Origin of the sequence: Aeromonas sp. SCS5, assembly GCF_001887375.1 — a bacterium.
GTDB lineage: Bacteria > Pseudomonadota > Gammaproteobacteria > Enterobacterales > Aeromonadaceae > Aeromonas > Aeromonas jandaei.
The window spans coordinates 322,377-333,902 of record NZ_LFCS01000006.1; the positions used below are offsets into that span (position 1 = coordinate 322,377).

General features: G+C 60.8%; 11 protein-coding genes. 9 read left to right on the top strand and 2 right to left on the bottom strand.

Translation table 11 applies throughout. From position 1 onward, the window contains the following. The first annotated feature begins 40 nt into the window (after positions 1–40). The 3 genes from BS300_RS09325 to BS300_RS09335 all read left to right on the top strand — a co-directional run bounded on the left by BS300_RS09325 (position 41) and on the right by BS300_RS09335 (position 4,877). Positions 41–1,978, top strand: a complete 1,938-nt coding sequence (locus tag BS300_RS09325; protein WP_071912318.1) for a methyl-accepting chemotaxis protein — start codon at positions 41–43, stop codon at positions 1,976–1,978. Positions 1,979–2,478: 500 nt separating this feature from the next. Further along, positions 2,479–3,927, top strand: coding sequence for an OprD family outer membrane porin (locus tag BS300_RS09330; RefSeq protein ID WP_071912320.1), 1,449 nt, complete (start codon positions 2,479–2,481; stop codon positions 3,925–3,927). 122 nt (positions 3,928–4,049) lie between these two features. Next, entirely contained in the window at positions 4,050–4,877 is an 828-nt protein-coding gene (locus BS300_RS09335; protein WP_071912322.1) for an SDR family oxidoreductase, read from the top strand. A gap of 34 nt (positions 4,878–4,911) precedes the next feature. Here BS300_RS09335 and BS300_RS09340 read toward each other — a convergent pair whose 3' ends face one another. Further along, complete coding sequence (locus tag BS300_RS09340) at positions 4,912–5,244, bottom strand: DUF1904 family protein (RefSeq protein ID WP_071912324.1); 333 nt, start codon at positions 5,242–5,244, stop codon at positions 4,912–4,914. An 86-nt stretch (positions 5,245–5,330) separates the two neighbouring features. On the opposite strand from BS300_RS09340, the gene BS300_RS09345 reads away from it, so the two are divergent. The 4 genes from BS300_RS09345 (at position 5,331) to BS300_RS09360 (ending at position 8,752) form a co-directional block, all read left to right on the top strand. Beyond that, on the top strand, positions 5,331–6,221 hold the full coding sequence (locus tag BS300_RS09345; protein WP_071912326.1) for a TraB/GumN family protein: 891 nt from the start codon (positions 5,331–5,333) through the stop codon (positions 6,219–6,221). A gap of 134 nt (positions 6,222–6,355) precedes the next feature. Beyond that, the gene (locus BS300_RS09350) at positions 6,356–6,505 is read left to right on the top strand and encodes a DUF3149 domain-containing protein (RefSeq protein WP_071912328.1); all 150 of its coding nucleotides are present in this window, start codon (positions 6,356–6,358) and stop codon (positions 6,503–6,505) included. A gap of 147 nt (positions 6,506–6,652) precedes the next feature. Next, entirely contained in the window at positions 6,653–7,234 is a 582-nt protein-coding gene (smrA, locus tag BS300_RS09355) for a DNA endonuclease SmrA (protein WP_071912330.1), read from the top strand. Positions 7,235–7,273: 39 nt separating this feature from the next. After that, on the top strand, positions 7,274–8,752 hold the full coding sequence (locus tag BS300_RS09360) for a carboxypeptidase M32 (RefSeq protein ID WP_071912333.1): 1,479 nt from the start codon (positions 7,274–7,276) through the stop codon (positions 8,750–8,752). Positions 8,753–8,821: 69 nt separating this feature from the next. On the opposite strand, the gene BS300_RS09365 is transcribed toward BS300_RS09360, so the two are convergent. After that, entirely contained in the window at positions 8,822–9,223 is a 402-nt protein-coding gene (locus tag BS300_RS09365; protein ID WP_071912335.1) for a VOC family protein, read from the bottom strand. Between the two features lie 207 nt (positions 9,224–9,430). Between BS300_RS09365 and BS300_RS09370 the strand changes: the two genes are divergently transcribed. Both BS300_RS09370 and BS300_RS21085 read left to right on the top strand, forming a co-directional pair. After that, a complete protein-coding gene (locus tag BS300_RS09370) occupies positions 9,431–10,975 on the top strand; it encodes an AlkA N-terminal domain-containing protein (protein WP_071912337.1) in 1,545 nt (514 codons plus the stop codon). Next, on the top strand, positions 10,972–11,466 hold the full coding sequence (locus tag BS300_RS21085) for a methylated-DNA--[protein]-cysteine S-methyltransferase (protein WP_071912339.1): 495 nt from the start codon (positions 10,972–10,974) through the stop codon (positions 11,464–11,466). Before BS300_RS09370 ends, BS300_RS21085 begins: the two co-directional genes overlap by 4 nt. Positions 11,467–11,526 lie beyond the last annotated feature (60 nt).

Below are 11,526 nucleotides of genomic sequence, written 5' to 3' on the forward strand. Positions count from 1 at the left end.
CATGCCCCATGGATGGCCTACCGCTGACAGGAACCACATCGTGAAAATTGCCCACTACGTCACTCTCTCCTCCCTCGTTCTGCTGCTGGTCGCGGGAGGCGAGGCGCTGGCGCTCTACCGGGGGTGGCAACAGCTGGCGCAGACCGAGCAGACTCAGCGACAGCATGAGGCTCTGCAGCAACAGGTCACGGTCGCGTTGCAAAACAGCTTGCGTGACTACCTCGCCGCAGGTGATCCCCAACAACTGGCCGCCGCAGAGAAGATCCGCACACGAGTTCTGGTTGCGCTGGAAAATCAGCCACAAGAGATAGCCGCCCCTCTGCAGCATCAGCTGGAGGAGATGGGCAAGCGCATCGAGCACGACTATCAGGCGGCGGGCAAGCTCTCCGGCAACAGCCAGTTGCTGTTGCAAAATGCCGAGAACGAGATCGCCAGTCAGGCGCTGACTCTGCTGCGCTACGGAGAACAGGGGGAAGGCGGTGAGCAGGCCGATGCAGCCCGGCAATACCGCTTGGCAGCCTCGGAGATTCTCGCCAGCCTGTCGCAGCTCGGCCACCAGCGTCAAGGCTACATGGAGCAGGGAAGCAGCAAACTGTTGGAAGGGCTCACTCTCGAGCTGGAAGGGATGGCGAAGCAGGCGAACCAGCTGCAAGCTCTGCCACTGCTCGGCATCTATGAACAGCCAGCGGCGGACGAATTCACTCTGGGAGAGCCTGAGCGCAAGGAGATAGGTGATCAGCCGCGCAGCGAGGTGCAATCACTCATCAAGCGCTATCCACAGGAGCTCGCCAACAGCCGCATGGCGCTGCAGCAACAGCAGGCTGCCCGCCATGCCGTTCAGCAGGATATCACCCGGATGGTGCAGCTCACCCGCGAGATGGGCGACACGATTGCCACCGAACGGCAGGCCGTCAACCAGAGACTGGCCACCATACTCGGCACGCTGGCGTTGATCCTGGTGGCGGTGGCCCTCCTTTTTGCGCTGGTGCAGCGCCGCTGGCTGCTTGCCCCCTTGCTGCGCTTGCGTCACGCATTTTTGCAGCTGGATAACACCGGACAGGCGGAGCCCTTGCCTGCTGCTCGCGAGCGCAACGAGCTGGGAGACATAGTCACCAGCTACAACCGTCTGATTGGCCGCCTGCAACAGGATCAGCAGCAGAAAGCGGGGCAACTCTCGGCGGTCTCCACCAGCCTGCAGGGAATGGTGAGCCAGGTGGAGGAGATCCACCAGAGCACCCGCACCACCGAGCAGGTCGTCGATGAAAGCGGCCAGATGATGGGAGAACTCAATCAGCTGGCTGGCGAGGTGCATCAGGTCGCTGCGGAGATAGCCCGCCATGCCAGCCACAACGAACAGGCCATGAGCCAGAGTGAAGGGCTGGTTGGCAGCATGCTGCATGCGACCACCCAGACCGGGCTTGCCATCGACGAGAGCGGTGAAGCACTGCAGGCTCTAAAACGCTCGGTCAGCGATGTGACCGCCATCGTCGACGTGATTGGCCACATCGCCCAGCAGACAAACCTGCTGGCCCTCAATGCCGCCATCGAAGCCGCCCGTGCCGGCGAGCAGGGGCGCGGTTTTGCCGTGGTTGCAGACGAGGTGCGCCATCTCTCTGCCAACACCCAGCGCTCGCTCAACCAGATCACCGAGATCCTCGGGCGACTGACCCAGTCAGGCGACCAGCTTGGAACCGTGCTCGACCGCATCACCAGCGAGGCAAACAGCCAGCGCGAGCAGGCCGAGCGACTGCGGGAAACAACCCGGGCGGTGCGGGAGATCGCGCGCAATACTGCGGTGATCGCCCTGCAGGGCGCCGACAATGCCAAAAGTCAGGAACACAAACTGGCCAGCTTTGCCGACCTGATCGCCCGCATTCATCAGCATGCCCGTCAGGTCAACCAGCTCTCGGTGCAGGTCTCCTCCCACATTCACCATCAGGCCCGCCAAATCCCGCTGATCCTGGGCCAGCCAAATTGAATATTGCGCGCTAACAGCCCCGATCCCTCTCTCGCCTGTCAGCGGGTGAGTTTTTTTGTTGCGCAAAATTATCTGTTGCCTGCAGGTTAATATCGACCACAGACAGGCCATCGTTCTGCTCGCCCCCCACCTCCTTCTGCAACCCATTGAAAACGCTCTCATGGCCGCATGACGTGGAATGAGAGCCCTTCACCTTCACGCAATGAATATTTGCACTCTGTCATACTTTTGAAACTTGGCGGGAACTTTTCATTGATATTTCGCACCGCGAACGTACTCTTGTGATTGTCCGATAGCCAAGAATCGGAACATAAAAAACAAAGAGTGATGAACAGAACTGCACTGCCACAGATGTGCCAAGACATCGGGGTTGCAGAGATCAAACTGAACGATTTTTTGCCCTGCGGGGTTTTGATTGCAATGCCAATACCGAGCGGTGGGCCAGATGCCGACTGCCGGAACAAAAAAAGCTAAGTCCATAAAATCAGGAGCAATACAAAATGGAAAAAGTGATCTTCAAGCGCGCCGCGTTGAGTGCCGCTGTGGTAGCCGCTCTGGTAGCACCCGGTATGGCATTGGCAGCTCAGGACATGATGAGCCCAACCTACGGCAAATCCTACGAAAACTTCGTCAATGACGCCAAACTGACCGGCGGCCTCTTCTACTTCCAGCGTGACCGTCAGCGTATCGATGGTGACCCGACAGCCAAGGTCAAGGAAGGCAAATACCAGTCCAACCTGAGCCACGCCACTACCCAAGCAGCTCTGAACTTCAACTCCGGTTATGCGTGGGACACCGTTGGTCTGGATCTGGGTGGCTTTGGCGCCTATGACCTGGCTGTGACCGAGAATCATCCGGTCAACCAGGAGAACGAATTCTCCTTTGCTGGCAACACCTGGGGCAACAACTACAAAGATGGTTCCCCTGAGGGTGGTTTCAGCCTCTCCAACGCAGCGCTGAAGCTGAAATTCCTGGATGGCGGCATCACTGCCAAGGGCGGTTATACCCAGCTTTACGTACCGGGCGTCATCGGTGTGAACTGGTCCTATCAGCCGGGTACCTATCGTGGTGGCCAGGTTGAAGGCAACTTTGGTGGTCTCTACCTGACCTACGCCATCGCCGACGAGTACAAGGCCCCCTGGTACAAAGAGACTCAGGTATTCTCCCGCGCCAAGGCTTGGATGGACCCGTTTGCTGACGAGAACGTCATCGACTACATCCACGGCATTGCTGCTCGCTACACCTTTGAAAACGGCACTGCCGTTACCGGTTCTTTCGGTCAATCCGAAGGGTACATGGACAGCTACCACTTCAAACTGGCGCACAAGTTTGACGTAATCGGCGGCCTCTCCACCAGCTATCAGTTCTACGGCTCCGAAACCGACACCTATACCAAGGGCGGTTCCCAGATCCAGACTTACGACGGCCTGGCATGGCAGCAAGCGCTGACCGCAGCCTGGAACTATGCCCAGTACGGCTTCCGTCTTGAAGGTCTGTGGACCAAGGCTGAAGGTGCTGAAGGCAACTACCTGCCCCGTCTGACCCGCGGCTACGCCAACTCCCAGGGTGCCAACGAAATTTGGTGGGATTCCCGCTCTGACTGGAACGCCAACAACGAGAAAGCCGTTTACTTCGGTGTGACTCGCTCTCTGGATGATCTGGTGGGTGCACCTGGCTGGTCTATCGGTGTATCCGGTGCCTACGGTTGGGATATTGAAAATGGCTTTGGCAAGAAAGCCGCCAACGGTGAAGATACCGAATGGGCTGCCAACTTCGATGTCAGCTATACCGTGCAGGATGGCAAGCTGAAAGGCACCCTGTTCAAGCTGCACTACACCGACTACAACAACGACATCAGCCAGGGCGGCGGTTGGACTGATTACCCCAACATCTTCGCCTCCGAGCACGACGTCAAGTTCCACATCATCATGCCGCTTACCTTCATGTAATCAGGCAATACGATGTCAGCAAACCGGGCCACTTGGCCCGGTTTTCTTTTACCCGATCAGCAGGTTAACATGCTGACAGACTCCCACTTTCCATCGGTCTCTCCTCTCACAAGGATCTCCCTATGCCCCGATTTGTTCTTGTCACCGGATGTTCCAGCGGGATTGGTCTGGCTGCCGCCCAGGCGCTGGGTCAGCACGGCTTTACCGTGATCGCCTCGGCACGCAAGGCAGAGGATGTGGAGCGCTTGCAGCAGCAGGGGTTGCTGGCAGTACAGCTGGATCTGGCGGAGCCCGCCTCCATAGAGCTGGGGGCCAGTGCGGCGCTCCATCTTGCTGGTGGTCGCCTCTATGGCTTGTTCAACAACGGCGCTTATGGCCAGCCGGGGGCGCTGGAAGATCTTCCTACAGAGGCGCTGCGCGAGCAGTTCAACACCAACCTGTTTGGCTGGCATCACCTCATTCGTCAGGTGCTGCCCGCCATGCTGGAGGCCAGAGAGGGGCGGATCGTGCAAAACAGCTCGGTGCTGGGGCTGGTCGCCATGAAATATCGCGGCGCCTACAACGCCAGCAAGTTTGCGCTGGAGGGTTACTCGGATACCCTGCGTCTCGAGCTGGCCGGCAGCGGTGTCCATATCAGCCTGATTGAACCCGGCCCCATCGATACCCGCTTTCGCGCCAACGCCCGCGCCGCCTTTCTGCGCTATATCGACCCGACCAGGAGCCGCCATCAGGCGGCCTACCAGCAGACCCTCAACAGGCTGGAGCGCGAAGGCGGCGCCCGTGGCTTTACCCTGCCTAGCGAAGCCTGTCTGCCGCCGCTGATCCACGCACTGACCAGCGCTCGCCCCAAGGCGCGCTATCCGGTCACCACCCCGACCAGAATTTTTGCCCTGCTAAGACGGATCATGCCCACTCGCTGGCTCGACAAGCTATTGGCAAAGTCAGCCTGATCCCTTGCGCAGGCGACGGCCGGCGTCGCCTCGTTCAATAGTGCTCGCCATTGCTGTAGTAGGCGCTTTTATCGATGGGGAAAACCTGCACCACCACATAGGTTTGTTCCCCCAGCGCCGCCTTCAGATGGCGGGTGATAAGGTCTGCCGCCTCATCCTGAATCTCCTGCGGCCTGGCAAACCAGTGCAGCTCGACAAACGGAAAACCGGACTCCAGCTCACCGTCACGAATCCAGTGGCTCTCGACCCGCTCCATGGTGACGAACTCCGGCTTGCCACCGGTCAGGGCACAGAGATCCGCAAGCAGCGGCGCGCTGATCTCCTTGAGGGTATCGAGTGAAACGGCGCGAAAACGAAGATGGGGCATGGCAAACCTCTTGGCTATCAGAAATGAGCACTTATCATAGAGTCTCCTGCGATGAAAAGAAGTCACCAGCCCGGATAAGGATCACCATGAAATTCCATCGTTCCCTGTTTGCCTTTCTGCTCTGCCTGCTGCTGCCGCTCAGCGCCTTTGCCGATCCCGCCTTCTACAAGATCAGCAAGGGCAACCAGCAATACTGGCTGCTGGGCTCCATTCATGCCGGAAAGCCCTCCCTCTATCCGCTACCGGAGCCGGTCGAACGGGCCTGGCTGCAGAGCCGTGCGCTGGTGATGGAAGTCGACATGAACAGCATCACGCAGGAACAGTGGCAAGAGATGGGCTCTCTCACCCACTTGGTAGATGGCAAGGCACTCAAGGAGCATCTGCCTGCCGAGCTCTACCAGCGCACCCTGATGGCTGGCGCGCGTCTTGGCCTCAATGAAGCTGCGCTCACCCCGCTGCGCCCCTGGTTTGTTGCCATCACCCTGACTCAGGCCGCCATGGCCCGCTCCGACTTCAAAAGCGAGCTCGGGATCGATCAACACTTTGCCGCACTGGCCGCCAAAGAGGGCAAACCCGTGGTGGGCTTCGAGACCCTGCTGGAGCAGCTCGGCTATCTTGCCAGCGTAGGTGATAACCAGACCCTGATGCTCTCCAGCACCCTCGACGAGCTGCCGATGCTCGACACCGGCTTCGCCGCCGTGATGAAGGCATGGCAGCAAGGGGATGAGGCAACGCTTATCAATCTGCTCAAGGAGGAGATGGCACCGCCCGCCCTGCAGAGCTGGATGGAGCAAACCCTGCTGGCCGAACGCAACCACAACTGGCTGGCCAAGTGGCAGACCCTGCCCAACGAGAGCTTTATTGTTGTCGGCGCGCTGCATCTTTATGGCGAGCAGGGACTGCTGGCGCTGCTGGAGCAGCAGGGGTGGCGCGTCACTCTGCTGACCACGCCCACCGTGCTGCAAAGCACCAAATGAGGATTCGAGTGAGATTCATCACAATTTGTAACTGGTCATAAAACAATCTTGTTGGGAGTTGATCGGGATCATCTCCCTGCAGATAAAGGGGTATTTATGATGCCTGTCATCCACCGGGTGACAGGAGCAATGAAATGGACTTTTGGCTGGATCTGATGTTTGGCAACAGCGTGGGCTTGATGTCGATGATGGTGATTATCGGCACCTTCATCCTGATCAGCTCTTACGCTGCCTACTTCATCTACAAGGTGATGCACTCGCAACCACCCAAAGCAGAGAAGTAACCCCCACAGGCGGCAGCAACTGGCCGCCTGTTTCGTCTCCGGCGCCTCGGTTTATCCCTCCCCGCGCTATCGAACCGGACGATCGTTTTGCGGATCGGCTGGCACCGCTATAATGGCCCCCACTTTGTTTCATATGGGGAGCCTGCCGTGTCACATAGCGACGAACTCTCGCTTTTTCTGAATGAAGTGGCCGATGTCAGGCCCATTCGCAGCGACAATATCCATCCCCAGGGGGTGAAATCCGCCCCGACAGAAGCCCAGCTGGCCCGCCGTCAGGCTGCCACTGCCGAGCAGCTGGCGCTCGATCACCTCACCATGGAGGCGATCGAGATGCTCGACCCGCACGAGATCATCGGCTTCAAGCGCGATGGCGTACAAGAAGGGGTCTACAAAAAGCTGCGGCTCGGCAAGTACGAGCTGCAGGCAAGCCTGGACTTGCACCAGAAAACGCTCAATGAAGCGCGTCAGACGCTGGTGCAGTTCATCGCCGATTGCGAGCAGCGCGATATCCGCTGTCTGCTGATCCTGCACGGCAAGGGGGAGCGCAGCACGCCGCGCGCCCTGCTGAAAAGCTATGTCAGCGCCTGGCTGCCGCAGCTGCCGGCGGTGATGGCCATCCACAGCGCCGAGCGCCGCCACGGCGGCAGCGGCGCCCTCTATGTGCTGCTGCGCAAGAGCGAGCGCAAGAAAGCGGAAAACCGCGAACGCCACCAGAAGCGCCTCGGCTGATCCCGGGCGCCCGTCAGGGACGATCACAAGGACAACACCATGTCATACCAGAAACTTGAACAGCACCAGCAACAGCTGCACCGCCTCAACCACCTCTCCGCCATCTGTGGCTGGGATCGCGCCGCCATGATGCCGGAAGGGGGCAATGAGGCGCGTGCCGAAGCACTGGCCGAGCTCGGCCTCATCATCCACCACAAGCGCACCGCCCCCGAACTTGGCGACTGGATTGCCAAGGCAGAGAGCGAGCAGCTGGACGAGGTGCAGCGCGCCAACCTGCGCGAGATCAAGCGCCAGTGGCAGGATGCCAGCCTGCTGCCCGGCGAGCTGGTCGAGGCGCTGTCGCTCGCCGGTAGCAAGTGCGAACACGCCTGGCGCAGTCAGCGCAAAAACAACGACTGGGTGGGTTTTGCCCCCAATCTCGAAGAGGTGGTGAAGCTCTCCCGCGAGGTGGCACGTTTACGGGCAAACAAGCTCGGCGTGCGCCCCTACGACGCCATGCTGGCACTCTATGAGCCGGGCATGACCAGCGAACGGCTGGATCAGATCTTCGGCGATCTCGCCAGCTGGCTGCCGCCTCTTATCCAGCAGGTCAGCGAGCGGCAGAAGGAAGTGTCCGTACTGCTGCCGCAAGGCCCCTTCCCCATCGCCGCCCAGCAGGCGCTCGGTCAGGAGGTTATGGGGCTGCTCGGCTTTGACTTCGCCCATGGCCGGCTTGATGTGAGCAGTCACCCCTTCTGTGGCGGTGTACCGACCGATGTGCGCATCACCACCAGATACAACGAGCAGGAGTTCATCTCCAGCCTGATGGGCATAGTCCATGAGACTGGCCACGCACGTTACGAGCAGGGGTTACCACGCCAATTGTCGGGGCAGCCGGTTGCCGAGGCGCGCTCCATGGCGATTCACGAGAGCCAGAGCCTGTTTTGCGAGATGCAGCTCGGCCACGATCCCGCCTTCCTCTCGTTGCTGACGCCCCATATTCGCGCCCATTTCGGCGATCAGCCGGCCCTGAGCCCGACCAATCTCGCCAGACTCTACAGCCGGGTCGAGCCCGGTTTTATCCGGGTCGATGCGGATGAGGTGACCTATCCTGCCCACGTCATCCTGCGCTACGAACTGGAGCGAGACCTGATAGAAGGGCGGATCGAAGTAGCAGACATACCCGAACTGTGGGATGCGAAGATGCAACAGTGGCTGGGACTCTCCACCAGGGGCAACTACCGTAATGGCTGCATGCAGGATATCCACTGGACTGACGGTTCGTTCGGCTACTTCCCGAGCTACACGCTCGGCGCCATGTATGCCGCTCAGCTGCGCTTTGCGCTGGAGAAAGAGCTCGGCAGCATGAGTGAGGTGATCGCCGCAGGCCGCCTGCCGGAGATCTTCGCCTGGCTCGGCCGCCATATCTGGTCGAAGGGTAGCCGCTACAGCACGGATGAGCTGATCAGCCGCGCTACCGGCGAGGCGCTGAACCCGCACTGGCTGCGCCAGCATCTGGAACAGCGCTATCTGAAGTGATCCGTGTAATACGGGTAAAACATGACGGGGCCATGACAGGCCTCGTTTTTTATTGGTAAACGATCCGTGTCAGAGCGGATCCTGCACGCTTAAAAACTCGCGCAGTTGCAAGATATTGCCCTCCGGGTCAAACGCATTGCGCACCACGAAACCGGGCCCGGACCACTGCTGCGGCAACAGGCCGCCACCGAGATCCGCCGCTTTCGCCTCTGCCCACGCAAGGCTTGGCACGGTAAAGAAGAGCTTGATGGCCCCCTGCTCACGCAGCGCCGGCGGCGTCGTGACAACGACCTGTCCGATATAGGGCTCGGGGATGGCATGCACAAGCAGCTGGATGTCGCCGTTCTCCAGCACGATCAGCTGCTCGCTCTGACTGCGGATCTCCATCTGCAGCAAGGTTCGGTAAAAGTGGCTCAGCAAGCCCGGCTCCCTGGCGTAGATCAGGGCGCCGGCACGGGCGGGACCTGGCATAGTGCAATCCTCGGTGATGAAGGCTCATCCACCTTCGCACAGTTGCGCACGACCTTCACCTTTTTCAGCGCACATTCCGCGCAAACTTAATTGCTATCCCTGTCCGTTTCTGGCTAGTCATCCCCCGCGATCCTGCTTAGTCTCTCACTCATCCTTTTTGTGCCGCATCAGCAAACACCCGGCACCTACCAGCAAGAGAGCCATACCATGACGTCGCCGCACGAGCGTGACCAGCCACAGGATCACCAGAACAACGCCCTCAGCCGCGAGCAGTGCCACGCCGCACGGCTCGCCCGCGATGTGCGATTCGATGGCCGCTTCTTTACCGGCGTCATCTCGACCGGCATCTACTGCCGACCGGTCTGTCCGGCACGTCCGCCGCACGAGCACAATGTGCGTTACTTCCCGAGCGCCGCTGCCGCCGAGCAGTATGGGTTGCGACCCTGCCTGCGCTGCCGCCCGGAGCTGGCCCCCGCCGCCCGTGGCGATCTGCCGGTTGAACTGGCTCGTCTGCTGGCGCGTATCGATCGCGGCGAGCTGGCAGACAGCACGCTCGCCGAACTGGCGGCGGAGAGCGGTATCAGTGAGCGCACGCTACGCCGCCAGTTCGAGGCATACCTTGGCGCCTCACCAAAGCAGGTGGAGCAGACGCGCCGCCTGCTGCTCGCGAAACGACTGCTGACCGAAACCGGGCTGCCCATCACCGACATCGCGTTTGCCGCTGGCTTTGCCAGCATCCGCCGCTTCAACGACGCCTGGCTCAACGCCTACGGGCTGGCCCCACGTACCCTGCGCCAACAAGAGGCACACGGTAACGCGCCAGAACACATAAGTGGGCAGCCGCGCGGCGCAACCCTGACGCTGCAACTGCCCTACCGCCCCCCATATGACGTGGCGGCCATGCTGGCGTTCTACCGGCTGCGGGCGATCCCCGGGCTGGAGCGGGTAGATGGTGAGGTGTATGAGCGGCGCTACCGGGTCGGTGATCAGGTCGCGCTGGTGCTCATCGCGCAGGGCAAGGGGCACAGCCTGCAGCTCACCGTCCATGATCTGCCGCTCGCCGCGCTGCCGGATCTGCTCTATCGGGTGCGCCGGATGTGGGACCTCGATGCCGACATGCATCGCATCGGTAATCTGCTCGGTCAGGATCCGCTACTGGCCCGTTTGCAGACACGCTGGCCCGGCGTACGGCTGCCGGGGGGCTGGGACGAGTACGAGGTGATGCTGCGTGCCATCGTCGGCCAGCAGGTCTCGGTCAAGGGGGCCATCACCATACTCGGGCGACTGGTGGCCCGCACCGAGGCCCAATTCGGGGTGGCGCAACTACCGAGCCCCGCCCAGTTGTGCGAACTCGATCTCGACGGCATCGGCATGCCCGGCAGCCGCATTCGCACCCTGCGGGGCGTGGCGCAGGCACTGGCCAGAGGCGAGCTGACACTCACTACAGCCAGTGATGAACAGTTGCTGGCGCTACCGGGCATAGGCCCCTGGACGGTCGCTTACTGGCGGCTGCGCTGCGGGCTCGATACCGATGCCTTCCCCGCCTCCGATCTGGTACTGCAAAAAGCGCTTGGAGGCGGTGCCAAGCTGCCGGTGAAGGATGTGTTGGCGCAAAGCGCCGCATGGCAACCGTGGCGCAGCTATGCGGCAAGCTGGCTGTGGCACGCCATGAGCGAAGCGCCTGCCTTGCTTACTGATACCGGTAACAACGAAGTGCAGTCCGGCAACCAACAACAGGAGATAACATCATGATCCGCTACGATATTCTGCCGACCCGCTGCGGCGATCTGCTGGTTGCCATCAACGAGCATGGTCTGGTGCATGTGGATTTTGTGGCGGGCCTGCGGACACTGCCCGATATGAGCGGCTGGCTGCAAGACCCCGCAGCGCTGGCCCCCTTCCTCGCCGAGTTTGACGCCTATTTTGCCGGTCGCTTGCAGCGTTTCTCCCTGCCCCTTGCCGCCCGTGGCACCGCCTTTCAGCAGGCGGTGTGGCAAGCGCTGTGCGACATCCCCTATGGCCAAACCCGCAGCTACAGCGATATTGCCCGCGCTATCGGCAAACCGGATGCGGTGCGGGCTGTGGGCGCCGCGAATGGCCGCAATCCGCTCTCGATCATCGTCCCCTGCCACCGGGTGATCGGCCAAAACGGCAGCCTGACCGGCTATGCGGGGGGATTGGAGATTAAAAAGGTGCTGCTGGCGCTGGAGAAGCAAGAGAGGGAGCTAGCCACAGCGCAATAGTGCGCAGGCCGACCGAAGAGGGATATCAACCACCTCCACCCAATCGGGTCGAGAAAAAAT

Excerpts from the sequence above, each read along its gene's own strand:
- BS300_RS21085 (WP_071912339.1), top strand. The coding sequence starts at position 10,972 with ATGATCCGCTACGATATTCTGCCGACCCGCTGCGGCGATCTGCTGGTT.
- BS300_RS09345 (WP_071912326.1), top strand. The coding sequence starts at position 5,331 with ATGAAATTCCATCGTTCCCTGTTTGCCTTTCTGCTCTGCCTGCTGCTG.
- BS300_RS09330 (WP_071912320.1), top strand. The coding sequence starts at position 2,479 with ATGGAAAAAGTGATCTTCAAGCGCGCCGCGTTGAGTGCCGCTGTGGTA.
- BS300_RS09340 (WP_071912324.1), bottom strand. The coding sequence starts at position 5,244 with ATGCCCCATCTTCGTTTTCGCGCCGTTTCACTCGATACCCTCAAGGAG.
- BS300_RS09370 (WP_071912337.1), top strand. The coding sequence starts at position 9,431 with ATGACGTCGCCGCACGAGCGTGACCAGCCACAGGATCACCAGAACAAC.
- BS300_RS09350 (WP_071912328.1), top strand. The coding sequence starts at position 6,356 with ATGGACTTTTGGCTGGATCTGATGTTTGGCAACAGCGTGGGCTTGATG.
- BS300_RS09365 (WP_071912335.1), bottom strand. The coding sequence starts at position 9,223 with ATGCCAGGTCCCGCCCGTGCCGGCGCCCTGATCTACGCCAGGGAGCCG.
- BS300_RS09335 (WP_071912322.1), top strand. The coding sequence starts at position 4,050 with ATGCCCCGATTTGTTCTTGTCACCGGATGTTCCAGCGGGATTGGTCTG.
- BS300_RS09360 (WP_071912333.1), top strand. The coding sequence starts at position 7,274 with ATGTCATACCAGAAACTTGAACAGCACCAGCAACAGCTGCACCGCCTC.